23 protein-coding genes are annotated in these 24,479 nt (G+C 73.7%); 13 read left to right on the forward strand and 10 right to left on the reverse strand.

Features of this window, described 5'->3' with window-relative positions:
- Positions 1–30: 30 nt before the first annotated feature.
- From J2S41_RS03930 to J2S41_RS03945, 4 genes are all read left to right on the forward strand, one after another.
- Positions 31–1,683, forward strand: coding sequence for an FAD-dependent monooxygenase (locus tag J2S41_RS03930; RefSeq protein ID WP_310363167.1), 1,653 nt, complete (start codon positions 31–33; stop codon positions 1,681–1,683).
- Positions 1,680–2,306 carry a hypothetical protein gene (locus tag J2S41_RS03935; protein WP_310363170.1) on the forward strand — a complete coding sequence of 209 codons (627 nt, stop codon included), beginning with the start codon at positions 1,680–1,682 and terminating at the stop codon, positions 2,304–2,306. The genes J2S41_RS03930 and J2S41_RS03935 overlap by 4 nt, the downstream gene beginning before the upstream one ends.
- A 113-nt stretch (positions 2,307–2,419) precedes the next feature.
- The gene (locus J2S41_RS03940) at positions 2,420–3,778 is read left to right on the forward strand and encodes an alpha/beta hydrolase family protein (protein WP_310363172.1); all 1,359 of its coding nucleotides are present in this window, start codon (positions 2,420–2,422) and stop codon (positions 3,776–3,778) included.
- 1,057 nt (positions 3,779–4,835) lie between these two features.
- Positions 4,836–5,657: a polysaccharide deacetylase family protein gene (locus tag J2S41_RS03945; protein ID WP_310363174.1), complete on the forward strand. Its 822-nt coding sequence runs from the start codon at positions 4,836–4,838 to the stop codon at positions 5,655–5,657.
- A gap of 49 nt (positions 5,658–5,706) precedes the next feature.
- Here the strand turns inward: J2S41_RS03945 and J2S41_RS03950 are convergent, their stop codons facing one another.
- Positions 5,707–6,123, reverse strand: coding sequence for an OsmC family protein (locus J2S41_RS03950; RefSeq protein ID WP_310363176.1), 417 nt, complete (start codon positions 6,121–6,123; stop codon positions 5,707–5,709).
- 164 nt (positions 6,124–6,287) lie between these two features.
- Here J2S41_RS03950 and J2S41_RS03955 point away from each other — a divergent pair, with 164 nt between their 5' ends.
- Positions 6,288–7,184 carry a universal stress protein gene (locus tag J2S41_RS03955; RefSeq protein WP_310363179.1) on the forward strand — a complete coding sequence of 299 codons (897 nt, stop codon included), beginning with the start codon at positions 6,288–6,290 and terminating at the stop codon, positions 7,182–7,184.
- Positions 7,181–7,714, forward strand: a complete 534-nt coding sequence (locus J2S41_RS03960) for a hypothetical protein (RefSeq protein ID WP_310363181.1) — start codon at positions 7,181–7,183, stop codon at positions 7,712–7,714. Before J2S41_RS03955 ends, J2S41_RS03960 begins: the two co-directional genes overlap by 4 nt.
- Positions 7,715–7,791: 77 nt before the next feature.
- Here J2S41_RS03960 and J2S41_RS03965 read toward each other — a convergent pair whose 3' ends face one another.
- Positions 7,792–8,283: an FBP domain-containing protein gene (locus tag J2S41_RS03965; protein ID WP_310363184.1), complete on the reverse strand. Its 492-nt coding sequence runs from the start codon at positions 8,281–8,283 to the stop codon at positions 7,792–7,794.
- A 50-nt stretch (positions 8,284–8,333) separates the two neighbouring features.
- On the opposite strand from J2S41_RS03965, the gene J2S41_RS03970 reads away from it, so the two are divergent.
- The 5 genes from J2S41_RS03970 to J2S41_RS03990 all read left to right on the forward strand — a co-directional run bounded on the left by J2S41_RS03970 (position 8,334) and on the right by J2S41_RS03990 (position 13,114).
- Entirely contained in the window at positions 8,334–8,918 is a 585-nt protein-coding gene (locus J2S41_RS03970; RefSeq protein WP_310363187.1) for a TetR/AcrR family transcriptional regulator, read from the forward strand.
- A gap of 340 nt (positions 8,919–9,258) precedes the next feature.
- Complete coding sequence (locus tag J2S41_RS03975; protein ID WP_310363189.1) at positions 9,259–10,605, forward strand: glycoside hydrolase family 6 protein; 1,347 nt, start codon at positions 9,259–9,261, stop codon at positions 10,603–10,605.
- A gap of 105 nt (positions 10,606–10,710) precedes the next feature.
- Positions 10,711–11,652 carry an aliphatic sulfonate ABC transporter substrate-binding protein gene (locus J2S41_RS03980; protein WP_310363191.1) on the forward strand — a complete coding sequence of 314 codons (942 nt, stop codon included), beginning with the start codon at positions 10,711–10,713 and terminating at the stop codon, positions 11,650–11,652.
- Positions 11,649–12,416 carry an ABC transporter permease gene (locus tag J2S41_RS03985; protein ID WP_310363192.1) on the forward strand — a complete coding sequence of 256 codons (768 nt, stop codon included), beginning with the start codon at positions 11,649–11,651 and terminating at the stop codon, positions 12,414–12,416. Before J2S41_RS03980 ends, J2S41_RS03985 begins: the two co-directional genes overlap by 4 nt.
- Complete coding sequence (locus J2S41_RS03990; RefSeq protein WP_310363194.1) at positions 12,389–13,114, forward strand: ABC transporter ATP-binding protein; 726 nt, start codon at positions 12,389–12,391, stop codon at positions 13,112–13,114. The genes J2S41_RS03985 and J2S41_RS03990 overlap by 28 nt, the downstream gene beginning before the upstream one ends.
- 57 nt (positions 13,115–13,171) lie before the next feature.
- Here J2S41_RS03990 and J2S41_RS03995 read toward each other — a convergent pair whose 3' ends face one another.
- On the reverse strand, positions 13,172–13,795 hold the full coding sequence (locus J2S41_RS03995; protein WP_310363196.1) for a TetR/AcrR family transcriptional regulator: 624 nt from the start codon (positions 13,793–13,795) through the stop codon (positions 13,172–13,174).
- Positions 13,796–13,856: 61 nt separating this feature from the next.
- Here J2S41_RS03995 and J2S41_RS04000 point away from each other — a divergent pair, with 61 nt between their 5' ends.
- A complete protein-coding gene (locus J2S41_RS04000) occupies positions 13,857–15,242 on the forward strand; it encodes an FAD-dependent monooxygenase (protein WP_310363198.1) in 1,386 nt (461 codons plus the stop codon).
- Positions 15,243–15,333: 91 nt separating this feature from the next.
- On the opposite strand, the gene J2S41_RS04005 is transcribed toward J2S41_RS04000, so the two are convergent.
- Together J2S41_RS04005 and J2S41_RS04010 are read right to left on the reverse strand one after the other, a co-directional pair.
- Positions 15,334–16,023, reverse strand: a complete 690-nt coding sequence (locus tag J2S41_RS04005) for an MOSC domain-containing protein (RefSeq protein ID WP_310363200.1) — start codon at positions 16,021–16,023, stop codon at positions 15,334–15,336.
- Between the two features lie 44 nt (positions 16,024–16,067).
- On the reverse strand, positions 16,068–16,820 hold the full coding sequence (locus J2S41_RS04010) for an ROK family protein (protein WP_310363202.1): 753 nt from the start codon (positions 16,818–16,820) through the stop codon (positions 16,068–16,070).
- 54 nt (positions 16,821–16,874) lie between these two features.
- Between J2S41_RS04010 and J2S41_RS04015 the strand changes: the two genes are divergently transcribed.
- Positions 16,875–17,531: an HAD family hydrolase gene (locus tag J2S41_RS04015; RefSeq protein ID WP_310363204.1), complete on the forward strand. Its 657-nt coding sequence runs from the start codon at positions 16,875–16,877 to the stop codon at positions 17,529–17,531.
- Positions 17,532–17,591: 60 nt separating this feature from the next.
- On the opposite strand, the gene J2S41_RS04020 is transcribed toward J2S41_RS04015, so the two are convergent.
- The 5 genes from J2S41_RS04020 to J2S41_RS04040 form a co-directional block, all read right to left on the reverse strand.
- Complete coding sequence (locus J2S41_RS04020) at positions 17,592–18,944, reverse strand: glycoside hydrolase family 6 protein (protein ID WP_310363207.1); 1,353 nt, start codon at positions 18,942–18,944, stop codon at positions 17,592–17,594.
- Between the two features lie 143 nt (positions 18,945–19,087).
- A complete protein-coding gene (locus tag J2S41_RS04025; RefSeq protein ID WP_310363209.1) occupies positions 19,088–19,837 on the reverse strand; it encodes a VOC family protein in 750 nt (249 codons plus the stop codon).
- A 244-nt stretch (positions 19,838–20,081) separates the two neighbouring features.
- Entirely contained in the window at positions 20,082–21,398 is a 1,317-nt protein-coding gene (locus tag J2S41_RS04030) for a cation:proton antiporter (protein WP_310363211.1), read from the reverse strand.
- 5 nt (positions 21,399–21,403) lie between these two features.
- Positions 21,404–22,081 carry an HAD family hydrolase gene (locus J2S41_RS04035; protein ID WP_310363214.1) on the reverse strand — a complete coding sequence of 226 codons (678 nt, stop codon included), beginning with the start codon at positions 22,079–22,081 and terminating at the stop codon, positions 21,404–21,406.
- Between the two features lie 147 nt (positions 22,082–22,228).
- Positions 22,229–24,310 carry a SpoIIE family protein phosphatase gene (locus J2S41_RS04040; RefSeq protein ID WP_310363216.1) on the reverse strand — a complete coding sequence of 694 codons (2,082 nt, stop codon included), beginning with the start codon at positions 24,308–24,310 and terminating at the stop codon, positions 22,229–22,231.
- Positions 24,311–24,479: the final 169 nt, after the last annotated feature.

The following is a 24,479-nucleotide window of genomic DNA, read 5'->3' on the forward strand; positions in this document are numbered from 1 at the left end:
CGCCGAACGAGGGGGAACGGGGCGAATCGCGTGACCGTGCAAGCAAGCATTCCGGTGCTCATCGTCGGAGCAGGCCCGGTCGGCGCGATCCTCGCGCTCGAGCTGGCGCATCACAGCGTCCCCTGCACCGTGGTGGAGCGGTCACCCGAGCCGCCCCGCCACCCCGGCGTCATCTTCCTGGACGGCCGGAGCATGGAGCTGCTGCGCCGGCTCGGGCTGGCCTCCCGCCTGCGCGCGGACTGCCGGATCGAGGGCCCGGCCGGCGGCGTGGTCTGGACGAGAGGGCTGGACCAGCCGCCGGCCGGGATGTGGCCGGCGCCGCCGGAGCCCCGCGCCGACGCGGTGGACGGCACCGCGGCGCTGGAGACCGGGCTCTGGGTCCGGGGCGCCGCGCTCGCCGCGTTCCTGCGCGCCGCGCTGCGCCGCGACCCGCTGATCGACCTGCGCGAGGGCTGGACCTTCACCGACCTGCGGGTGGAGGGCGACCGCGTGCTCGCCACCGTGCTGGAGCAGCGCACCGGCGTACGGCACGCGCTGGAGGCCGCGCACCTGGCCGGCTGCGACGGCGCGCGCAGCACGGTGCGCCGCTGCCTCGGCATCCCGCTGGACCGGATCGGCCCGCCCGCGCGCCGCTGCGCCGTGCTGTTCCGCAGCTCGGACGCGACGCTGGCGGCGCACGCCGAGGCCGCGCCGGAGATCGTCGCGGGTGAGGCCACGCTCACCTGGCAGGGCGACGGCGACGCCTGGGTCGGCACCGTGCCGCTGGACGAGGGGGCACCGGCGGCGGTGGACCCGGCTGAGGTGCTCCGTGACCGGCTGGGCCTGGACGGTACGTACGACGTGCTCGCGGTCTCCGAGTGGGACGAGTCCCCGGCCGTCGCCGCCCGGTACGTGCGGGGCCGCGCGTTCCTGGCCGGGGCCGCCGCGCACCGGCTGCGCACCGCGGTCGGCCGCCGCGTCGGCACCGACGTGGCGGACGCGGTCGACCTCGGCTGGAAGCTCGCGGCCACGGTCCGCGGCTGGGGCGGTCCCCGGCTGGCCGCCAGCTACGAGCCGGAGCGCCGGCACGCCGCGCTGATCGACCGTGAGCTGCACGACCTGGCCGTCCAGACGCGGCTGCGGTTCGGCCGGCTGGCCGCCGCGCACGCGTCCCGTGAGCTGCTGGCCGGGTTCGTGGCGCAGGAGGCGCACCAGGTCGGCGACGCCGGGATCGCGTTCGGGCGCCGGCTGGCCGGGTCGCCGGTCGTCTGTCACGAGCCCGGCAGCCCCGGCGACCTGCCCTGGGATCGAATCGTGCCCTCCACCTGGCCGGGCAGCCGCGCACCCGCCGTGCCTCTCGCGGACGGCGCGCCGCTGTTCGACCGGCTCGGCCCCGAGCTGACGCTGGTCGACCTCGGGGCCGGGGGCGCCGGGCGCGTGCTGGCGGAGCGCGCCCGGCGCCGGGGCATGCCGATGACGCACCTGCTGGCCGGCGGGCCCGCGGTCGGCGCGGCCTGGGACCGGCGGTACGTGCTGGTCCGCCCCGACCACCTGGTCGCCTGGCGGTCCGACGCGGCGCCCTCGGACTGGACCGCCGTGCTTGACCGCGTCACCGGCCACATGTCGCGTGAACACGTGATGTCCGGTGATCCGTTCCCCGGTGACACTCGGTCGACTCCGCTGACGACCGAGAGGACGGCGTGACCGTGACGGCTGCGATCGCGTTCACCGACAGCTGCCCGACGCTGCTGAGCAGCACCGTCATCGCCGGCTGGCGACGCCGCCTGGCCCGCGACCGGCACCGGGAGCGCAGCCACTGGCGGACCAAGACGGCCTACTACCGCGCGGCCGACACGCTGCTGCGGGACGGCGCCGGCCGTACCCCCGGCTGGCGCGACGTGGTCGGCACGGTCCTGCCGCAGGGCAGCCGCACCACGTTCTACGAGGTGGCCGGCGAGCACGCGCGCCACCCGATGATGCGCGACCTGACCCGCGACGGCTCGGCCGACTCGATCCAGCTGGCGCTGGTCTACCGGCGGGACGACGCGGTCGCGCAGCTGATCGACGAGACCAAGGTGTGGTCCTTCTGGGAGTACCGGGAGGAGCTGGTGCGCCGGTTCGTGGCGGAGATGCCCGGACCGGACGAGGCGGGCAGGGAGGTGCGGGCGGCGCTGCTGGCGTGGGCCGCCGACCACCCGGAGCTGGCCGCCGCGCTCGACCACGCGCCACCGGCCTGCACCGTCGAGGACCTGGTGGTGCTGGGCCGGGGACGCGCGATGGCGATGCGCGTCGAGCGGGAACTGGCCGCGCTGCTCCACGCCCGCTGAGTGTCCCGGCGGCCCGGGCCAAAGGGGGCTTCGGCCCGGGCCGCCGGGGCCGATCGGGCGTCTTGACAGGCGTCGATGCGAGGTCGTTGGATGTGTTACCGGGAGGTGCCGCCATGGCCGCCGGATCCGTCGCACTCGCCGCACTGCTCGCCGTCACGATGCTGCCCGCCGCCCCGGCCGCGCCGCCCGTGGTCTGCGATGCGCCCACGCCCAGCGCCACCCGGCCCGGGCTGCTGATCGCGGACCCGGACTGCGATCCGGACGGCACGCCGTTCACGCCGATCCGCGGGTCGGCCGTGCATACCGGCATCGAGCAGGGCGCGGCGTACCGGATCGAGGTCCCGCGCCGGTGGAACGGCCGCCTGGTGATCTTCGCGCACGGCTACCGCGGCGACGGCCGGCTGCTGTTCGTCAGCAACCCGCGGCTGCGCGAGCACTACCTCGACCGCGGCTACGCCTGGGCCGCGTCCAGCTACCAGCTCAACGGATACGAGGTCGGCCAGGGCGTCCGGGACTCGCACGCGCTGGTCCCGCTGTTCCGCCGCGTCACCGGCACCGCCGCGCGCTCCGTGCTGATGACCGGCGAGTCGATGGGCGGCCACGTCACCGCCGTCGCCATCGAGGAGTTCCCGCGCACGTTCGACGGCGCCATGCCGGTCTGCGGCGTGCTCGGGGACGTCGCGCTCTTCGACTACTTCCTCGACGCCAACGTCACCGCCGCCGCGCTCGCCGGCGTACCCATCGGCTTCCCCGACGCGCCGAGCGACGCGTTCGACCGCGAGTGGCGCGCCCAGGTCACCGAGATCTCGGCTCGGCTCGGCCTGAACGCCGGCGCGCCGCCGTCACTGACCCCCGCCGGCCGGGCCTGGTCCGACGTGGTCGAGCGGCGCACCGGCGGCGACCGCGCCGGCTTCGACGCGTCCTTCGCCTACTGGAACACCGCGACCTCGCTCGAACCCTTCGCCGACCTGCCATTCCTCTTCGGGCTCTACCCCGGACTGTCCGGCCGCGCGGACAACGTCGCCGGCAACCGCCACACCGTCTACCGCATCACCGACGCCCCGCACCCGACTCCCGCCGAACGCCGCCTCAACGCCGACGTCCTCCGCGTCTCACCCACGCTGCCCGCCGACCCCGGCCTCGGCAGCATCCCGCGCGTCGACGGCCGCCCCCGCGTGCCCGTGCTCTCCCTGCACACCACCGGCGACCTGTTCGTCCCGTTCTCCATGGAACAGATCTACGCCCGCCGCGCCGCCACCCCGCTCTTCGTCTCCCGCGCCATCCGCGCCCCCGGCCACTGCGACTTCACCCTCGACGAACTCCGTACCGCCTTCGACGACCTCACCCGCTGGACCTACACCGGCCACCGCGCCCCCGGCGACCCCATCCTCGACCGCCGCGCCGTCGCCGCCCCCACCTTCGGCTGCCGCTTCACCACCGAAACCCGCCCCGGCTTCCCCGCCTGCCCCTGACCCCGATTTCTCTTTCCCACTCCCGGCCCCCTCACCTCCCGCACGCTCCCGCGGGCACCGGTCGGCCGTGGCCGGCCTCCCTGTCCGATCCGAGGCCCCTCCCGAAAAACCCCGCGCCCTTCTCCGCGTCCCACCGGCCGGCCCGCGCCGCGGGCGCTCCCCGGCCAGACGACCCGAGCGCCGGTCGCGCTCCACCCGGGCCGGGCACCTGTCTCGGCGTCCAGCCGTCGAGGGCTGATCTCCGGTCCGTCATGTCGCCGCACCCCACCAGCCTCCGTGGGGCCCGGTCCGGCTCGCCATCTCCACACCGCCGCGTCGAACGGCCCATCGCGCCTGCCGCGAATATGCCGATATCTCCGGCTTCGAGCTGTGTGGACGGTGCCGCATCCGGACGATCCGACATCGATATCCCCACGGCCGGGTGCAACCGCGGCGCGGGTAGCGGCGGTCTAGTGATCGTGGGGATCGAGGCGGGGGGCGTGCCGGCGCACCGGCATGACGAGCGTGCGGGCGCCGGCGCCCGCCGCGTGGCCGCGCCCGGGACCGCCGGTGGCGCGACTCGCCGAAGCGAAACGCGCCTGCCCGACCGAACCGGCGGCGGCAGGGGCGAGGCGCGAGCCGACTGCGATGCGCGCCCGGCCGGCCGTGTCGCGTCGGCGGTGCGCCCCCGAGGTGATGCCGCGCCGGTGGTGGCGCCGACGGGTGATGCCGCGCCGGTGGTGCCGCCGACAGGTGATGCCGCGCCGGTGATGCGGCTGGCAGGTCGTGTCGCGTCGGTGGTGCGGCCGGCAGGTGGTGTCGCGTCGATCGGAGGGCTGGCCGGGCGGGTTGTGGCGGGGGTGTGGCCGGCCGGGTGTCGCGTGGCGGGCGGGCGGGGGAGTGGTGGTAGGGCGAGGCGTCGTCGGTCACCGACAGTGTTCGCCTTTGATCGGAACGCAGTGTGGCCGTTCGATTGGTTGACACTCCTGTGGCATCACCGTTTCATGTGTAGCCGGGGCGGAGCGACTGGCGACGATGTCCGGATATTTCCGGTGGTGGATGGGATGGCACACGGCCGATGACGAGGTGGATTACCGAACCGCGGCGGATCGCGCTTCTCGCCACGATTCTGGTGGTGGCGGTGATCGCGGGATTGCTGGTGACGGCCCGGCTCTCATCGAGCAGTTACGCTGCGTCAGCGGCGCCGTATCGGCCGAACCCCCGCGCGGTGGCCACGCCGGAGCAGGCGCGGGAGTCCGTGCCGAGGCCGCCGATGCGGGCGGAGCCGCCGAGTCGGCAGCGCGCGTGGAACGGGCCGGACGGCACGCAGCGGACCACCGGGACGCCGTCGATGAGTCTCACGTTCGACGACGGCCCGTCGCAGTTCACCGACGAGGTACTGGACATGCTGGACAAGCATGACATCAAGGCCACGTTCTGCGTGATCGGCAGCCAGGTGCGGTCGCACGCGGCGCAGATGCGCCGGATCGTCGCCGACGGGCACACGCTGTGCAACCACACGTGGAGCCACGACCTGCGACTCGCGGACCGTACCCCCGATCAGATCGTCAAGGATCTGGTGCGCACGAACGACGCGATCCACACCGTGGTGCCGCAGGCGAAGGTCCGCTACTTCCGCAACCCGGGCGGCAACTTCAACCACCGTACGGTCTCGGTCGCGCAGAACCTGGGCATGGTGCCGCTGCACTGGAGCATCGACTCGCGCGACTGGGAGAGCCGGGACTCCAAAAAGATCTGTGACCTGGTCGAGGGGAACGCGCACCCGGGCGCCGTGGTGCTGCTGCACGACGGCGGCGGCGACCGGCGCGAGACGATGAAGGCGCTGAAGAAGCTGCTGCCGTTCCTCAAGGAGCGGTACGAGCTGATCGCGATGCCCTGAGCGAGCGATGAGAAGGCCGCCCCCCGCGAGAGGAGGGCGGCCGGGAGACTCAGACGAGCGTGGCGTCGACCGTCATCGGTACGGCGGAGAGCGCGGCCGAGACCGGGCAGCCGGCCTTCGCGGTCTCGACGTGGCCGGCGAACGCGTCCGCGTCGAGGTTCGGCACCGAGGCCTCGACGGTCAGCGCGATGCCGGTGATCTTCGGGCCGGCGCCGAGCGTGACCGCGGCGGAGGTGCGCACCGAGTCGGCGGTGAAGCCGGCGCCGGCGAGCACGTTGGCCAGGAACATGGAGAAGCAGCCGGCGTGCGCGGCCGCGATCAGCTCCTCCGGGTTGGTCCCGCTGCCGTCCTCGAAGCGGGAGACGTAGGTGTACGGGCCCTCGAAGACGCCGGAGCCGAGCGCGACGGTGCCGGCACCGCCCTTGAGGTCACCGTTCCAGACAGCGGATGAGGTACGAGTAGGCATGCCCGGCATTCTGCCCGGATCGTCCGCCGGTGCCCAGCTCACCCCCTGCTCAGTTTGTTCGCCGCGCCGAATCCCGTGGGTCCCGGCGGGTCGGGGGTTTCGGCGCGGGTGCCCGGGTGTAAAAGCAGCAGGAGAGGCTCCGCGCGGGGCCGGAGGAGGCTGCCATGTCCGGGATCGTCGTCGGGGTCGACGGATCGTCCGGGGCGGAGACGGCCGTGCGCTGGGCCGCCGCCCGATCACGGGCCAACGGCGCGCCGGTGCGGCTGGTCCACGCCTACTCGCTGCCGGTGCCGTACCCGGGCTCGCCGTTCGTGCCGGCCGCGGGCGTCGCCGCCGACTCGGGCGCGTACGCGAAGGCCGCGGCGGCGGTGCTCGCCGAGGCGGCCCGGATCGCCACCGAGGCCGGCGCCGCGTCGGTGACCACGGAGGCGGTGGTCGGCGGCGCGGCCGGCGTGCTGATCGACGCGTCGGACGGCGCGGGTCTGGTCGTGGTCGGCTCCCGCGGCCTGGGCGGGTTCACCGGGCTGCTGCTCGGCTCCGTCGGCGTGCAGGTGTCCGGCCACGCGCGGTGCCCGGCCGTGGTGGTCCGCGAGCCGGCCACGCCCGGTGGCCCGGTGGTGGTGGGGGTGGACGGTTCGCCGCCGTCGCACGCGGCCGTGCTGTTCGCGTTCGCCGAGGCGGAGCGGCTCGGCGCGGAGCTGATCGCGGTGCACGCCTGGGGCCTGCCCGCGCCGGTCGACCCGACGCTGATGGCGTTCCCCACCGAGCGGGACCGGGACGACTACGCGACCGCGGCCGGCCGGGTGCTGCACGACGCGCTGGCCGAGGGCCGGTCGCGGCACCCGTCCGTGCCGGTGCGCGAGGCGTCCGTGGAGCGCGCCGCGTCGACCGGCCTGCTGGAGATCGCGGAGCACCCGGCGCTGATCGTGGTCGGCTCGCGCGGCCACGGCGGCTTCGCCGGCCTGCTGCTCGGCTCCACCAGCCAGTACGTGCTGCACCACGCGCACTGCCCGGTGGCGGTGCTGCGCGCGGACGTCGATCCGGAAGCATCGGAGGCGTGACGGATCTGGACGGGCTCTGGGTGGCGGACCGCGCGCGGCAGAACGAGGCCTACGAGCGGGTGATGGCCGCGACGCGGGACGCGGCCGTGCCGTGGGCGGACGCGCTGTGGCCGGTCGCGGTGGCGCGGCTGGGCGACGCGGACAACCACAGCCGCGCGATCGCGGCGCAGGTGCTGTGCAATCTGGCCGCGCACGACCGGTCCGGCCGGATCGCGGGCGACCTGGACGCGCTGATCGAGGTCACCCGCGACCCGCGGTTCGTGACCGCCCGGCACTGCCTGCGCGCGCTGTGGCGGATCGGCCTGGCCGGCGACGTGGAGCGGGCGCTGATCGTCGCCGCGCTCGGCCGCCGCTACCGGGAGGCCGCGACCGAGAAGAACGGCACGCTGATCCGCAGCGACATCATCGAGTCGCTGCGCCTGCTCCGCGACGCCACCGCCGACCCGGCCGTCGAGCCGCTGGCCCGCGAGCTGATCGCGCTGGAGGACGATCCCAAGTACCGGAAGAAGTACGCCGGCCACTGGCGATGACGGTCCGGGTGTCCCACGCCGGAACCGGTGCCCGCTCCGAGCATGCGGAGAGCCACCACGCCGGAAGCGGGAAATGATCAGTTGATGACCTTGTCCACGAATCCGGCGAGGTGGCCAATCAGGCGCGCGATCTTCTCCTCCTCGTCCAGCGAGTCGCGCAGCGGCGTGCCCGGGCCCGCGCCCGGCCGGCCGCGGACGTAGAGCGAGCAGGCGAGATCGCCGCAGATGTAGGTGCCGACCGAGTCGCCCTGGCGGCCCGCCTTTCCGGCCTTCGGGGCGACCATCAGCGGTACGCCGCCGTCGTGCGTGGTCAGGCAGAGCGAGCACAGGCCGCGGCGGGCCGTGCGGGCGGGCGACGGGACCGGGTAGCGCAGCGCGAGCGCGATCGGCGGGTCGCCGGGGACGACCAGGTAGGCGCGCTCCGGCGCCTTCGGGTCCCGCCAGCCGAGGAAGTCCAGGTCGTCCCACGGGCGGGTGGCCAGGTCGCGCGGCACGGACAGGCGGGCGGCCTCGCCCTTCGAGCAGTTCACGAACGCGGCGCGGATCTCTGATTCAGTCAGCGGCCTCATGCGGTCGAGGCTAAGTTGCCTAAAACCTTTAGGCAAATCAATAATGTCGTATGGCACGCGCGGGACTGACCACCGAACGCCTGGCGCTGGCCGGCGCGGAGCTGGCGGACGAGCTGGGGTTCGACGCGGTGACGCCGTCCGCGCTGGCGCGGCGGTGCGGCGTCACGGTCGCGAGCCTCTACTCGCACGTCGCCAACGGGCAGGAATTGCGTACCCGCGTGGCGCTGCTGGCGCTGGAGGAGTTGGCCGACCGCGCCTCGGACGCGCTCGCCGGGCGCTCCGGCCGGGACGCGCTGATCGCGCTCGGGAACGTGTACCGCGACTACGCGCGGGCGCATCCGGGCCGCTGGGCGGCGGCGCAGGCGCGGCTCGACGCGCCGGTCGCGGCGGCGAGCGCGGGCGTGCGGCTGTCCGCGCTGACCCGCGCGCTGCTGCGCGGATACGACCTGCCGGAGCCGGAGCGGACCCACGCGGTGCGGCTGCTGGGCAGCGTGTTCAACGGCTGGGTGAGCCTGGAGTCGGGTGGCGCGTTCGCGCACAGCGCCCCGGACTCCGCGGAGAGCTGGACCCGCGCGCTGGACGCGCTCGACGCGGTGCTGCGCAACTGGCCCCGCAGCGAGCCGCCGCGCGCGTGAGAACGCGTTCCCGCTGGTGAAGCCGCAAACCCGGCCGGCCATCCCAAAACGATTTCCATCACGCCATTCGGATTTCCCGGGTGTAACACCCTTGTAAATCATCGAAGTCTATGAATAGCCTGTTTCCAGGACGCGCCAGGGCTACCTGGTCCTTAGTGGCCTCAATCCGCTCTTTCGCGGAAGATCCGGGGCAATGGCCTGCTCCCGGATATGCCCGGCGCACCAGCCCATCCCCGGCCGGGCTGCGGGGACGACTGGCAGGCGGTCTGCGGCACGGCGTCGCAGCGGAGCCGCGGGCCGCCACGCTCGATCCGCGTAAATCTCTCCGAGGAGTGCACGCATGCGTGTGTCATTGAGAAAATCCCTGGTCCTGGCGGCCACGGCGACGCTGGCCACGAGCCTCGTCGTCGTCGCCACCAGCACCGCCAACGCGGCGGCGAAGCTGGACAACCCGTACGCGGGTGCCCAGGTCTACGTGAACCCGGACTGGTCCGCGCAGGCCGCGGCGTCCGGCGGGCAGGCCATCGCGAACCAGCCGACCGCCATCTGGCTGGACCGGATCGCCGCGATCGAGTCCGGCTCGGCCGGCTCGAACACGATGGGCCTGCGCGATCACCTGGACGCCGCCGTGGAGCAGGGTGCGAACCTGATCCAGGTCGTCATCTACAACCTGCCCGGCCGTGACTGCGCCGCGCTGGCGTCCAACGGCGAGCTGGCCCCGACCGACCTGGCGAAGTACGAGAACGACTACATCGACCCGATCGTCGAGATCATGGGCGACGCCGCGTACGCGAACCTGCGGATCGTCACGATCGTCGAGATCGACTCGCTGCCGAACCTGGTGACGAACGTCAGCCCGCGCGAGACCGCCACGCCCGAGTGCGATGCCATGAAGGCGAACGGCAACTACGTCCAGGGCGTCGGGTACGCGCTGGCGCAGCTCGGCGCGCTGCCGAACGTCTACAACTACATCGACATCGGCCACCACGGCTGGCTCGGCTGGGACGACAACTTCGACGCGGCCGGCGACGTGTTCCTCCAGGCCGCGAACGCCAACGGCGCCACGCCCGCGGACGTCCACGGCTTCGCGGCGAACGTGGCGAACTACGGCATCCTGGACGAGGCGTACTTCGACGCGAACACCGCGGTCGGCGGTCGCCCGGTCCGCGAGTCCACCGAGTGGGTCGACTGGAACCGTTACGTCGGTGAGCTGGAGTACGCGCAGGCGTACCGGGACCACCTGGCCGGCATCGGCTTCGACTCCGGCCTCGGCATGATCATCGACACCTCGCGCAACGGCTGGGGCGGCCCGGACCGCCCGACCCGCGCGAGCACGTCGACGGACCCGAACACGTTCGTCAACGAGTCGCGGCTCGACCGGCGCATCCACCTCGGCAACTGGTGCAACCAGGCCGGAGCCGGCATCGGCGAGCGGCCCAAGGCCTCGCCGGCCACGGGCATCGACGCCTACGCGTGGATCAAGCCGCCGGGTGAGTCCGACGGCGCGTCCCGCGAGATCCCGAACGACGAGGGCAAGGGCTTCGACCGGATGTGCGACCCGACGTACACCGGCAACCCGCGGAACAACAACAACATGTCCGGGGCGCTGAACGACGCGCCGCTGTCCGGCCACTGGTTCCAGGCCCAGTTCGAGGAGCTGCTGGCGAACGCCTACCCGCCGCTCTGATCCGCCGAACACCAGTCCCGCGGGGCCTCCGGGTCCCGCGGGACTTCCTATTAATCCTACCGTCTTACTAGACTAAACCGGCGGTCGTCGGTAACGTCGGCGCGGATGAGAACGCATCGACTTCTCCGGATGATCGCCGTCGCGCTGCTCCTGGGTGCCACCGCCGCCGCCTGCGGTGACGACGCGGCGGGTGACGGTGGCACGCTGCGCGTCGGTTACCAGCGGTTCGGCGGGCTGAGCCTGGTCAAGGCGCGGGACGCGGCGCCCGGCGTGACGTGGTCGCTGTTCGAGAGCGGCCCGGCGCTGACCGAGGCGCTCAAGGCCGGCTCGATCGATCTGGGCCAGACCGGTGAGGCTCCGCCGATCTTCGCGGCCGCCGGCCGCATCCCGTTCAAAATCATCGGTACGTCGGCCGAGGTGCCGCAGGGCGAGGCCGTGCTGGTCAAGGAGGCGAGCGGCATCAGGTCGTTCGCGGACCTGCGCGGTAAGCGGGTCGCGCTGAACAAGGGCTCCAACGTGCACTGGCTGCTGGTCAAGCTGCTGGAACGGCACGGCATGACGCTCGCCGACCTCGACGTCCGCTACCTCAAGCCCGCGGAGGCCCGGCCCGCGTTCGACAGCGACCAGGTCGACGCGTGGATCATCTGGGATCCGTACTTCGCGCTCGCCGAGGGCCCCGGCGTGACGGTGCTGACCGACGCCACCGGGCTGGCGTCGAACCGGGAGTACCTGCTGGCCGCACCGGGCGCGGTCGACGGCAAGCGGGCCGAGTTGGAGCGCTTCCTCCGGACGTACCGCGAGGTCACCGACTGGGGTATCGCGAACCCGGGCGAGCGCGCGGCCGTGCTGGCGCCGGAACTGAAGATCGATCTGCCGGTGACCGAGCGCGCGCTGGCCCGCAGCGCCAAGCCGCTCGCCCCGCTCACCCCCGCGGTCGGCGACGAGTTGCAGACCATCGCGGACGGGTTCAGCGAACTGGAGCTGATCCCGGAGAGGATCGACATCCGGTCCTACGTGGACGACTCGTTCACCGTGGCCTTCCAATGACGCTGGGCGAGCTTCGGCCGCGGCGGGTGATCACGCCGGTCCTGCTGGTGGCGGCGTGGGAGGCCGGGTCGCGGACGGGTCTCATCCCGGCCACCAAGCTGTCCGCGCCGAGCGAGGTGCTGGCGACCGGCGTACGGCTGGCCGCGGACGGCACGCTCGGCGCCCACCTGCTCGACTCGCTCACCCGCGCGGTCGTCGGGCTGGCCGTCGGCGGCGTGCTCGCGGTCGCGCTCGGCGCCGCCGCCGGGCTGCTGCGGCTCGGCGACGACCTGGTCGACCCGCCGGTGCAGGCCGCGCGCATGCTGCCGCACCTCGGCCTGGTCCCGCTGCTGATCATCTGGGTCGGCATCGGCGAGGAACTGAAGATCACGCTGGTGGCGCTCGGCGCGTTCTTCCCGATCTACTTCAACACGTACGCGGGCATCCGCGACATCGACGAACGGCTGGTCGAGGCCGCGCGCGCCTGCGGGCTCACCGCCTGGGAACGGCTGCGGCACGTGGTGCTGCCCGGCGCGCTGCCGTCGCTGTTCCTCGGGCTGCGGCTGGCGATCGGCGCCGCCTGGCTCAGCCTGGTCGTCGGCGAGCAGGTCAACGCGCAGACCGGCATCGGTTTCCTGATGATGGAGGCGCGCGAGTTCAGCCAGACCGACGTGGTCGTGCTCGGCCTGCTGGTCTACGCGCTGCTCGGCCTCGCCTCCGACCTGCTGTTGCGCGCCGGGGAGAGGAGGGCGCTGCGATGGCGGCGCGGACTGAGGGCGACCTGACCCCGCTGGTCACGGCGGCCGGCGTGCGCCGCGCGTTCGGCCCGGCGACCGTGCTCGACGGCGTCTCGCTGGACCTGCGGCGCGGCGAGGTCGCGGCGCTGATCGGTGGCAGCGGCTCCGGCAAGAGCACGCTGCTGCGCGTGCTCGCCGGCCTGGACCCGGACGCGACCGGCGACGTCACCGTGCGCGGCAGGTCCGCGGTCGTCTTCCAGGAACACCGGCTGCTGCCGTGGAAGCGGGTGGCCGCGAACGTGGCGCTCGGCGTCCGCGGTCCCGGCGTCGCCGCCCGTACCGCCGCCGCGCTCGACGAGGTCGGCCTCGCCGATCGCGGCACCGCCTGGCCCGCCGAACTCTCCGGTGGCCAGGCCCAGCGCGTCGCGTTCGCCCGCGCGCTGGTCCGCGAGCCGGACATCCTGTTGCTCGACGAGCCGTTCGGCGCGCTCGACGCGCTGACCCGGCTCCGCATGCAGCGACTCTTCGGCCGCCTGCGCGACCGCCACGGCTTCGCCGCCCTCTTCGTCACCCACGACGTCGAGGAGGCCCTCCTGCTGGCCGACCGGGTACTGCTCCTCGACGCCGGCACCATCGCCGCCGAACTCCCGATCGAACTCGACCACCCCCGCGCCCCGGACTCCCCGGGCTTCGGCCCCCTGCGCCGCAAACTCCTCGACCTCCTCGGCGTCCCGTCGACGACCTGACCCGCCTGCCCACCGCCCATCCGGCAGTCGTGCGCGTCTCGGCCCGCCCGCGCCCGGCTACGGGCGGAGGAGGGTACGGCAGGCGGCGTCGCGGAGCCAGGATTCGGCGTCGTCGAAGGGCCAGCCCTGCGTGGTGACCAGGCCGTACCAGGCGTCGGGGCCGAAGTAGAAGTAGAGCGCGTCGAGCAGGCGATCGCCGGGCAGGTCGGTGCGGACCCCGTCCAGTTCGCGGAGGCGGCCGGCGATCGCGGCCAGACCGGTGCGGCACTTGGCCACGGCGTCGTCGACGGCCAACTGGGCGGCGGGCTCGCCGGGGGCCTGGCGGATCAGGTGGTGCAGCAGCTCACGGTAGGTCTCGTGGACGCGGCGGGTGCCGGCCGCGGCCAGCGCGATGACCGCGCGCGGGTCGGTCGTGCGGCGCGCCTCCGCGTTGGCGGTCGCGGCGCCGTCGTCGTCCAGCAGCGGTTGCAGCAGCGCGGCCAGCACGCCGGACTTTCCGCCGGCGCTGGCGTAGACGGTCTGCGTCGCGACCCGCGCGGCCCTGGCGATCTCGGGCACCGTCACGGCCGGGTAGCCGCGCTCCAGGAACAGCTCGCGGGCGGCGTCCAGGATCGCCGTGCGGGTGGCGGCGGCCGAGTCCTCGCGGCGCGGTGAGCGATATCTGCTGGTCGGAGCGGTCACCGGCCCAGTGTAGCGGTCGTTACGTTGAATAAAGCGCCCTCTAATGAATAGTGTTTCGTACATGGACAACGTGATCGTGGTGGGTGCCGGGCCGGTCGGGCTGTGGCTGGCCGGCGAACTGAGACTGGCCGGCGTGCCGGTGACCGTGGTGGAGCGGGAGCCGGGCCGCCGCGCGTTCACCCGCGCGCTCGGCATCCACGCGCGCACCGTGGAGGTGCTGGCCATGCGCGGCCTGGCGGAGACGCCGCTGGCCGAGGGGCGGGCGCTGCCGCGCTGGCACTTCGGGATGCTGCCGGCGTTCCCCGACTACAGCGGCCTGGACACGCCGTATCCGTTCGTGCTGGCGTACCCGCAGAACGCTCTTGAGGATCTTCTCGAGCGCCGGGCCGTGGCGCTCGGCGCGATCGTGCGCCGCGGCGTGGCGGTGACGACCCTGACCCAGGACCACGCCGGGGTACGGGCACGACTCGCCGACGGCACCGAGCTGACCGCGTCGTGGCTGGCCGGGGCGGACGGCGCCGGCAGCGTCGTGCGCAAGGCCGCGGGTATCGCGTTCACCGGCACAGACGCGACGCTCTGGGGCTACGTGGCCGACGTGACGCTGAGCGCGCCGCCGGAGATCACCGGCACGCTGTCCACACCGGACGGTGCGCTGGTCGTCGCGCCGCTGCCGGGCGGCCGGTTCCGGCTGGCCGGGTTCGACCCGCGCGACCAGGAGCCGGACCGGGAGATGACGATGGAGCGGCTGGTCGCGTCCGTCCGCCGGGCGGCCGGCCGGGACCTGGGCATCGTGGCGGCGAGCTGGATCTCCCGGTTCGGCAACGCGACCCGGCAGGCCGCCGACTACCGCGCCGGGCGGGTGCTGCTGGCCGGCGACGCCGCGCACATGCACATGCCGACCGGCGGGGTGGGCCTCAACATCGGCGTGCAGGACGCGATGAACCTCGGCTGGAAGCTCGCGGCCGTGGCCCGCGGCGCGGCGCCGGAGTCGCTGCTGGACACCTACCACGCGGAGCGCGCCCCGGTCGGCGCCGCGATGCTGGCGAACACGCAGGCGCAGACCGCGCTGGTCGCCGCGTTCACGCCGGAGGGGCAGGCGCTGCGCGCGCACCTGTCCGCGCTGCTCGAGCGGCACCCGGCCGTCCAGCACGACCTGGCACTCGGCGTGTCCGGGTTGGACGTGCGCTACCCGCCCGCGGACCCGGGCGCGCATCCGCTGACCGGCCGGCGCTTCGCGGACCCGGCCGTCTTCCCGCTGCTGGCGGACGCGCGGCCGGTGCTGGTGCGCGCGCCCTCGACACCGCCGGTGGAGACGCACCTGCCCGTGCTGGAAGCGGCACCGGATGCCGCCTACGCGCTGATCCGCCCGGACGGGCACGTGTGGTGGGCGACGGACGAGCCGGACCCGCGCGCCGCCGCGGAGACGATCGCGCGGCTCTGGGGATAGTGGACGCCCGGCCCACCCCCAAACGGTGGGCCGGACGCACCCGCCATTGTGCACGCGGCGGTCCACGCCCGCCCGGCCGCGCCGGTACCGCTCACGCCTCCGGCGTGGGACCCCCGGTCGCGGCGAGGCGGTCGGCGTACTTGCGGGCCGCGGCGAGCGTTCTGGCCGGCAGCGCCGGTGCGTCCAGCAGGCGGGGGAGCAGCTCGCGCTCGAGCGTCATGGCCCGGAACGCCAGCCCGACCGTGACCTCGTGCTCCGGCCGGTGCTCGACCACGATCTCGTCGCCGGCCCGGACCTCGCCGGGCGTGACGACCCGCAGGTACGTGCCCGGGAGCGCGCGCCGGGTGAAGGTCTTGAGCCAGCCGGGCACGTCCATCCAGCGGGCGAACGTGGTGCACGGCTCGCGCGGGACGGACACCTCCAGCACCAGGTCCGCGCCGACCCGCCACCGCTCGCCGATCAGCGCGTGCGTGATGTCCAGCCCGGTGGTGGTCAGGTTCTCGCCGAAGACGCCGCCGGGCAGTTCGCGGCCGAGCTCGGCGGCCCAGGCGTCCAGGTCCTCGCGGGCGTAGGCGTAGACAGCCTGGTCGTCGCCGCCGTGGTGCCGGTTGTCGAAGATCTCGTCGTGCTGGAGCCCGCTGCCCGCGCCGGTCGCGCGGTCGCCGGGCGCGCGGACGAGCACCGGGCCCTCCACCGGGCGCTTGTCGATGCCGGTCTTGCGGAGCGTGCCGGGGACACGCCGGGGTACGGCGAGATTCACGGAGAGCACATGAGCAGCCACCGAGGAAGCCTACCCGTTCGCCGTACCACCGAATGATCGTGAAATTAGTGAACCCTGAGCGACCAGGCGCGCACGCCGCCCACGATGCCGGCCGTGTTCGGCACGATCACCACGTCGTCGCCCATCCGGAGCAGCTGCTCGGGGATGATCCGCCGGGAGTTGCCGCCGCCGATGTAGAGCCGGTCCCAGAGGAACACCGGGCGCAGGCCCTCGACCACCCGCGCCACCCGCCGCGACCAGAACGAGTCGCCCAGCCGGCGGCGCTCGTGCTCGCCGATGTACGTGTCGTAGGACATGCCCCAGCGCACCGGCGCCTGCGAGAACTCCAGGTGCGGCGCGAGCCGGCCGCCGTCGAACAGCGCGCAGCCGAGCCCGGTGCCGAGCGTGATCACCAGCTCCAGGCCGGTGCCCGCGACCACGCCCGCGCCGTGCACCTCCGCGTCGTTGAGCACCAGCGTGGGGGCGCCGAACGCGGCGCCGAGCGCGGTGCGGGCGTCGAAGTTCGCCCAGGCCCGGGCCAGGTCGGGATCGACGCGCGTGCGCGGGCCGGCCTTCGTGATGTAGTGCGGGGTCGCGACCACCACGCCGTGACGGATCATGCCCGGCATCCCCACGGTCACCCGGTCCGCGGGCGGAAGCTGATGGGAGAGCTCCACCAGCGTCTTCACGAACAGATCGGGATGCAGGGGGTACGGGGTGGGGACGCGCAGCGGCTGGGCCCGCATCGTGCCGGACTCGTCCAGCACGGAGGCCTTTATGCCGCCGCCGCCACAGTCGATCGCCAGGGTCGTATGCACGTCGCCCAGTGTGCCAAGCCTTGCCCGGGTCCGCCGCTCTGGCAGTCTGGTCCGATGATCCAAGCGGTGGTATTCGACCTCGACGGCGTGCTGATCGACACCGAGCCGGTCTGGGAGGAGGTGCGCCGAGGGCTGGTCGCGGAGGCGGGCGGCACCTGGCTGCCGGACGCCCAGCAGCGGCTGATGGGCATGAGCACCGGCGAGTGGTCCCGTTACCTGGCCGAGGACCTGGGCGTCGGCGGTATGCCGGAGGAGGTCGCGGCCGAGGTGCTGCGGCGGATGGCGGAGCGCTACGAGACCCGGCTGCCGCTGATCCCGGGCGCGGTCGAGGCGGTGCGGCGGATCGGCGCGGAGTACCGGCTGGCGGTGGCGAGCTCGTCCGCGCGAGTGCTGATCGATCACGTGTTGGCCGCGGCGGACGTCACCGCGCTGTTCGAGGCCACGGTGTCGACCGAGGAGGTGCCGCGCGGCAAGCCGGCGCCGGACGCGTACCTGACGGCGGCGTCCCGGCTCGGCCTGACGCCGGAGTCCTGCGCCGCGGTGGAGGACTCGTCGAACGGGCTGCGGTCCGCGTCCGCGGCCGGGCTGGCGCTGGTGGCGATCCCGCAGCCGGCCTACCCGCCGGCGGAGGACGCGCTGGCGCTGGCCGACCGGGTGCTGCCGTCGCTGGCCGAGCTGACGCCCGCGCTGATCGCGTCGCTGCGGCCCTGATTCCACGGGCGCCGGCCGGGACCTCATGATCCGGCCGGCGCCCGGAATCCACACCGGGAATTACGCCGGGGACGCCGTGCAGGGCGTGCCGTTGAGCGTGAACGCGGACGGCGCCGCGGGTGCGCCGCCGCTGACGGACGCCTGGAACCCGGTGCTGACCGTGCCGCCGGCCGGGACCGAGCCGTTCCAGGCCATGTTCGCGCCGGTCAGCGTGGTGCCGGACTGGGACCAGGTGCCGTTCCAGCCGTTCGCCAGCGTGACCGTGCCACCGACCGTGAGCGCGAGCCGCCAGGAGCTGAGCGCCGCGCCGTTGTTGGTGACCCGCAGGTCGGCGGTGAACCCGGTCGACCACTGGTTGATCGTGTAGCGCACCGTGCAGCCGGCCGGGGCCGGGCCGCCGGTGGACGTCGGCGCCGGGCTCGCGGTGGGACCGCGGGTCGCGGTCGGCGTCACCACCGGGCCGGCCGCGATCGCCAGGTCGTAGGCGCGCTGCGGGACGAACTGCCCGGCGTTCGCGATGCAGCCGTCCGCCTCGCCCGGCAGCTTGATCCACAGGTACGCGTCCAGGATCGGGTCCTCCACCGCGTCGGTGGACGGGATGCCGATCGCGCGGCCGGGCGGGTCGCACCACTCGCCGCCGGCCGGGCCGTTGCCGTTGCGGCTGGTGTCGATGACGCCCTTGAGGGAGGAGTCGCCGATCGCCGCGATGACGGCCCGCACGTACGGGATCGACTCCGCGTTGGTCCGGTAGTTCGACACGTTGACGGAGATGCCGTCCGCGCTGTTCGTGATGTCCGCGCGGACCAGCCGGGCGGCCATCTCGTCCGGTGCCAGCCACGCCGAGTGCGCCGCGTCGAAGTAGACCTTGGCCTGCGCGGAGGCGGCCTTGAACGCCTTGCCCGCGTACGCCATCGACGCGTACACCTCGGCCTGCTGCGACTGGGACATGCAGTCGGTCATCAGCGCCAGCACGTCCGGCTCCAGGACGATCGCGGCGGGCCGGCCGCGCAGCCCGGCCGCCACCTGGTCCACCCAGGCCCGGTACGCCGCGTGGTTCGGCAGCCCGCCGGAACTGGCGCCGCTGCAGTCGCGGTTCGGGATGTTGTAGACCACCATGATCGGGATCTTCCCGGCCGCCGCGGCGGCGCCGACGAACGCGTCGACCTCGCTCGCGACCGTGCCCGCGTTGTTCGCGGTGAACCAGCGGCCCTGCGGCACGCTCGCGATTCGGTCGCGGATGACGGCGGCGCGGGAGTCGTTGGGGTTGGCGGCGACCCACTTCGCGGCGTTCGTGGCCGGGTCGACGTAGTAGGGCGATTCGGCCGCGGTCGCGGGGGACGGCTGCAGCAGGCCGGCACCGGCGACGGCGGCCGCGGCGACCGCGACCGCGGCCAGGACGGATCTGGGGCGCATGGGTGCTCCTCGAAGGCGGTGGGACGGGATCGACGGGAGCGCTCCCATGACCGTACAGATCAAAGGGCATCAATGCAAAGGACACGAAGAAGTCCGCCGTCCCCGCGGTGCAGCGCGGGGACGGCGGACTTGTGCAACGCCCGTTACGCGTGCAGTTCCGGCAGGAAGCTGATCACGCCGAACTCCGCGCCGCTCGGGTCGGCGAGGATCGCGTACGACCCCATGGTGGCGGCCCGCATGCCGGCCACCACGGAACCGCCGAGCGCCACGCACCGGCCCGCGGTGGTCGCCACGTCCTCCGCCTCGAAGCAGGTGAGCCAGCGGGCCGCGCCCTCGGTGACGCGCATGCCGGACACCACGCGCGCGCTGCTGGTGACGTACTCCGAGTACCGGACGCCGGGCGCGTACTCCGCGTCCTGCTCGGTCCACTGGAAAATCTTGCCGTAGAAGGAGGCGGCGGTGTCCGGGTTCGGCGTGCTCAGCTCGAACCAGCAGGACGCGCCGGGCTCCTCGTTGATCTGGGCGCCGCCGAACGCGCCCTTCTTCTGGAAGGCGCCGAAGACCGCGCCGTCCGGGTCGGTGAACAGTGCCGCCAGGCCACCGTTCGTCATCTCGTGCGGTGCGCGCAGGACGGTGCCGCCCGCGTCGGCCACCAGCACGGCCACGGCCTCGAGGTCCTCGACCGCGACGTACGTCGCCCAGGTGCTGCCGCCCAGGTCGGGGGCGTCGTCCAGGTGGGACAGACCGGCCGCCGCCAGGTCCCGGAGCCGGAAGGTCCGATCGTCCGCCTTCCAGCCGAAGAGCTCGCCGTAGAACGCTGTAGCGTCGGCGGACTCCTCACCGATGAGTTCAGCCCAGCACGGCGTGCCCTGCGGGTAGCCTCTGACTCGCACCGCCAACCTCCTTGTCGCCTGCGGTTTGATCCGTGATCATTCCGGCATTACGTCACTCTGCGTGCACGACTCTTGTGAAGTCGCATGCCGGGCCGAAGGGGTGTTCGGCATCCACAGTGGGTGATCCACACAGAGGCCGCGTCGTCGGGTCGACGGCACCGGTTGGGGTCCACCTTACGGGTTGGTATCACGCAGAGCTACAGAAGTTGGGTCCGAAATCGGTCACCTCACACGAGAAAGCTCCTCAGTGCTCACGTGGCGTTACATGTACAGTGCATCGAGTGCTGTCGTCATCGCACGCGTCACCTGCACGTTCCGACTGCACGTGCGAGCGCTCGTGCATTCGGTCGAGTCGTTCCATCACCGGAGTGGCCGCTACGCCGTGTAGCACCACCGAGATGATCACGACGAACGCGGCGGTCGCCCACAGCAACGGAGCGTCAGGGATCTCGGCGTGCCCGAGCGCGTACGACAGGTAGAAGAACGTGCCGACGCCACGGATGCCGAAGATGCCCACCACCCAGTGCTCCGCGGGCCGGCCCGGCGCGCCGATCAGCGACAGCCGGCCGGCCAGCGGGCGCACCAGGAACACCAGCGCCAGGCCGGCCGCGGCGGCGCCCCAGGTCAGCGGCGCCAGCAGCCCGTCCACCACGGCGCCGCCGAGCAGCAGCAACAGCAGCACGGTGAGCAGCCGCTCGATCTGCTCCGCGAAATCGTGCAGCACCTGGTGGTACTCGTGGTCGCGTTCGGCGCCGCGGATCGCACGCGCGGCCACGAACACGGCCAGGAAGCCGTAGCCGCCGATCAGTTCCGTCAGCCCGTAGGCCAGGAACGTCGCGGCCAGCGCCATCAGCCCCTCGGCGTGCACCGCCGGGCGGACGCGCTCCGGCAGCGCGCGGAAGAACAGCCGGCCCAGCACCCAGCCGATCCCGGCGCCCCCGGCCGCACCGGCGAAGATCTTCCAGCCCACGTCGACCAGCGCCCAGTGGCCGAGCGAGCCCCAGGTCAGGCCCGGGATCATGGCCAGCGCCAGCGCGACGAACGGGAACGCCAGCCCGTCGTTCAGGCCCGCCTCCGCGGTCAGCGAGAAGCGGACCTCGTCCTCCGAGTCCTCCTCGTCGGTCGGCTCGCCGACCTGCACCTCCGCGGCCAGCACCGGGTCCGTCGGCGCCAGCGAGGCGGCCAGCAGCAGCGCGGCGGCCGGCCCGAGCCCGGCCCACGCCCAGCCCAGCAGCGCCACGGCCGCGATCGTCAACGGCATCGCCAGCGCCAGCAGCCGCCACACCGCCGACCAGCGCCGCCAGCCGAGCGGCCGGTCGATCTTCAGTCCGGCACCCATCAACGCCACCAGCACGACCACCTCGGTCAGGTGCTGGGTCAGCCCGGGGTGCGCGAGCGGGTCCATCCGCGGCAGCGGGGACGGGATCGCGAAGATCAGCATCCCCAGGCCGAGGAACGCTATCGGCATCGAGAACGGCTTGCGCTCCACCAGGCGCGGGAGCACGCCCGCCAGCAGCGCGCCCGCGCCGAACAGCGCGAACGCCATGTCGATCAGATCCATGCCGGCTACCGCAGCGATCCGAGCGGCGACTCGTCCAGCGCGGCGAGCAGCGCGGCCGGGTCGTCGTAGATGGCCACGGCGCCGGCCCCGGCCAGCTCGCTCTTGCAGGTGCCGCCGCAGGTCAGGCCGATGCACGGCAGGTCGAGCCGGCCCGCGGCCGCGGCGTCCCACACCGAGTCGCCGACGAACACCGCGCGCGCCGGGTCCATCCCGGACTGGGACAGCGCGGCCTGGAGGATGTCCGGCGCCGGTTTGCTGGCGCCGTCGCCCACGTCCGCGGACGACGTGGCCGCGGTGATCGCGTCCTCCGCGTCCAGCGCGGCGCGCAGCGCGTCCAGCTCGGCCGCGTCCGCCGACGACGCCAGCACCACGGTGAGGCCGCGCTCCGCGCACGCGTACAGCAGCTCCCGCGCGCCGGGGAGCGGCCGGAGATCGCCGTGGTAGTCCGCGTACCGCGCCCGGTGCGCCGCGCGCAGCGCGTCGTCCTGCGCCGGATCCCGGTCGTCGCCGAGCAGGTGCCCCGGGATACGGTCACCGCCCATCCCCACCGCCCGGTGGATCACCGCCATCGGTACGTCGTGCCCGCACTCGCGCAGCGCCGACCACCAGCACACCGCGTGCAGGTAGGTCGTGTCGACCAGCGTTCCGTCCACGTCGAAGAGCACTCCGCGTCGCTCACCCATGCGAGGCCCATACCCGCTTTGACCGTCCGCGTCACGCTCGGTTTCCGGTGACCGGCCACGGATTCGGCAGGGAGGCCGCCCGCGGCCGACCGGTGCCCGCTCCGAGCATGCGGAAAGCGGCCACGCCGGAAGCGGGAAACGAGGGGCTCAGGAATGCGGGTCCGGCTGGTTGCGCTCGTCGGCGAGGAGGATCTCGAACCAGACAGTGGAGCCGCGGACCGTGGGGTCGGTGCCCCAGGCATCGCTGAGCTCCTCGATCAGGCCCAGCCCGCGGCCGCGGCTGCTCAGCGTGTCCGTGTGGGCGCGGGTGACCGTGCCGCGGGTGCCGCTGTCCTGGACGGAGACCAGCAGGCGCTCCGGCGTGAGGTCGATGTGCACGCGGGCGGCAGTGCCGGCGTGCAGCAGCGCGTTCGTGGTCAGCTCACTGGTGCAGAGCACGGCCGCGCCGATCACGGCCTCCGGCACGTCCCACGCCGTGAGCTGCACCTTCATCCACTGGCGGACGCGGCCGGGCATGGTCGGCTCGGGCGGCACGTTCATGGTCGCGGAGCGGCTGGGCGTGGTCGCGTACTCCACCGCGAGCACGGCCACGTCGTCCTCGGTGGCACCGGCGACCGCGGACGTGGCCAGCGCGCAGAGGTTGCGCGGATCGCCGCTGACCGCCTCGGAGACCGACTTGGCCAGCGCGGCCAGGCCGTCGTCCAGCTCCCGGCGGCGGCGTTCGATCACGCCGTCGCTGAACAGAAGGATCGTGTCGCCGGGGGAGAGGACCGTGGTCGTCGCGCGGTGCGCGCCACCCAGGCCGAGCGGAGTGCCGGTGGGTACGTCCAGGTAGCCGACCGTGGCGTGCTGGCCCTCCGCGCTGGCGTGCCGGATCAGCGGCGCGGGATGGCCGGCCGACGCGATCGTCAGCCCACCGTCACGCTGGTCGAGCAGGCCGTACGCGACCGTGACGAACAGCTCGTGCGAGCGCGTGCCGGTGCCGAGCATGCCGACCAGCTTGTCCAGGCCGTCCAGCACCACCACCGGGTCCGGGTTGGCCAGCGCCAGCGCGCGCAGCGCGGCCCGGACCTGGCCCATCAGCGCGGCCGCGTGCATGTCGTGCCCGGCCACGTCGCCGAGCACGATCGCCAGCAGGCCGTCCGGCAGCACGAACGCGTCGTAGAAGTCGCCGCCGGCCGCGCTGCCGTCGATGCCGGGGTCGTAGCGGGCCGCGACGCGGAACCGGTCCAGGTTCGGCAGGTGCTCCGGGAGCATGCTGCGCTGGAGCAGCTGTGCGGTGCCGTACTGGGTCTCGAAGCGGCGGGCGCGCTCCGCGGCCTGGCCGATCAGGTCCGCCGCCGCGGCCAGCTGCGCGCGCTCGGCCGGCTGCCACACGTGCGCGTGCCGGCGGCCGAAGGTGAGCGCGCCGCGCAGCGAGTGCGTCCGCAGCGGGATCGCGGCCATCGCGCGCTGCCGCTGATCGTGGCGGTCCGCGGCGACCTCGCGCAGCGGCGCGCCGTCCTCGGTGAACTCCGTCGTGCCGGACGCCGCCGCCCTGGCCAGCGGGCTCGGCGAGTCCAGCGGCAGCCGGCGCCAGAGCGGGGGGAGGCGCTCGTCCGCCTCGTCCAGCAGTTCGCCGCGCACCCGCCGGACCACGCGCCAGGCGCTCGCGTCGTCCACACCGAACGTCATGTGGTCGACGTCGAACGCGGTCAGCCCGTAGCGCAGCGCCACCCGGGCCACGTCGTCCAGCGTGAGCGCGCTGGCCAGCGCGCCGGTCAGCTCGCCCAGGCTCTGCAGCCGGCTGGTCGCCTCCGTGGTCTCGGTCGCGACCGTGAGCACGCCGATGATGCGGCCCGCGCTGTCCCGCACCGCGGAGCAGCCCCGGGTGAACACGGCCTGCTCCGGCTCGCCGGCCGGCGCGCGGACCAGGCTGACCGCGGTCTCCGCCTCGCGGAACGGCTCTCCGGTGCGGTAGACCCGGTCGACCACGTCCCCGATGCCGGGCGTGGCCCACACGTCCGCGAACACCTCCGCGGCCGGGCGCCCGAACGCGTCCGGATGCCGCCGCCCGAGGATCGTCGCGAACGCGTCGTTGTATATCAGCGTGTACGCGTCGCCGTACGCCAGTGACATCGCCACCGGCGAGCCCATGATCACATCCAGCGTCGCGCGCAGCGCCGGATCCCAGCTGCCGGGAGCGCCGAGCGGGGAGGTGTGCCATGGGTGGCTCGCCAGCAGATCCACGGCCGTTCGATGGGCATGGTCCTCCTCCGCCTGGCCCCCGACATGCGCCGTTGGGGAGGCGGAGACTGCCCGGACGACTGCGCCTGCCATGTCATGAGCGTATCCGGGGTCATCCGATCGGGCGATCGGGTCCCGGTCCGTCCGGGGGACCCAATAGCGGAGAGTGACC

Origin of the sequence: Catenuloplanes atrovinosus, assembly GCF_031458235.1 — a bacterium.
Taxonomy (GTDB): Bacteria; Actinomycetota; Actinomycetes; order Mycobacteriales; family Micromonosporaceae; genus Catenuloplanes; species Catenuloplanes atrovinosus.

What these genes read in the sequence shown, in the direction of transcription:
- J2S41_RS03940 (WP_310363172.1), top strand. Translation starts at nt 2,420, where the DNA reads ATGGCCGCCGGATCCGTCGCACTCGCCGCACTGCTCGCCGTCACGATG.
- J2S41_RS03945 (WP_310363174.1), top strand. Translation starts at nt 4,836, where the DNA reads ATGACGAGGTGGATTACCGAACCGCGGCGGATCGCGCTTCTCGCCACG.
- J2S41_RS03950 (WP_310363176.1), bottom strand. Translation starts at nt 6,123, where the DNA reads ATGCCTACTCGTACCTCATCCGCTGTCTGGAACGGTGACCTCAAGGGC.
- J2S41_RS03955 (WP_310363179.1), top strand. Translation starts at nt 6,288, where the DNA reads ATGTCCGGGATCGTCGTCGGGGTCGACGGATCGTCCGGGGCGGAGACG.
- J2S41_RS03965 (WP_310363184.1), bottom strand. Translation starts at nt 8,283, where the DNA reads ATGAGGCCGCTGACTGAATCAGAGATCCGCGCCGCGTTCGTGAACTGC.
- J2S41_RS03970 (WP_310363187.1), top strand. Translation starts at nt 8,334, where the DNA reads ATGGCACGCGCGGGACTGACCACCGAACGCCTGGCGCTGGCCGGCGCG.
- J2S41_RS03975 (WP_310363189.1), top strand. Translation starts at nt 9,259, where the DNA reads ATGCGTGTGTCATTGAGAAAATCCCTGGTCCTGGCGGCCACGGCGACG.
- J2S41_RS03980 (WP_310363191.1), top strand. Translation starts at nt 10,711, where the DNA reads ATGAGAACGCATCGACTTCTCCGGATGATCGCCGTCGCGCTGCTCCTG.
- J2S41_RS03985 (WP_310363192.1), top strand. Translation starts at nt 11,649, where the DNA reads ATGACGCTGGGCGAGCTTCGGCCGCGGCGGGTGATCACGCCGGTCCTG.
- J2S41_RS03990 (WP_310363194.1), top strand. Translation starts at nt 12,389, where the DNA reads ATGGCGGCGCGGACTGAGGGCGACCTGACCCCGCTGGTCACGGCGGCC.
- J2S41_RS04000 (WP_310363198.1), top strand. Translation starts at nt 13,857, where the DNA reads ATGGACAACGTGATCGTGGTGGGTGCCGGGCCGGTCGGGCTGTGGCTG.
- J2S41_RS04015 (WP_310363204.1), top strand. Translation starts at nt 16,875, where the DNA reads ATGATCCAAGCGGTGGTATTCGACCTCGACGGCGTGCTGATCGACACC.
- J2S41_RS04020 (WP_310363207.1), bottom strand. Translation starts at nt 18,944, where the DNA reads ATGCGCCCCAGATCCGTCCTGGCCGCGGTCGCGGTCGCCGCGGCCGCC.
- J2S41_RS04030 (WP_310363211.1), bottom strand. Translation starts at nt 21,398, where the DNA reads ATGGATCTGATCGACATGGCGTTCGCGCTGTTCGGCGCGGGCGCGCTG.
- J2S41_RS04035 (WP_310363214.1), bottom strand. Translation starts at nt 22,081, where the DNA reads ATGGGTGAGCGACGCGGAGTGCTCTTCGACGTGGACGGAACGCTGGTC.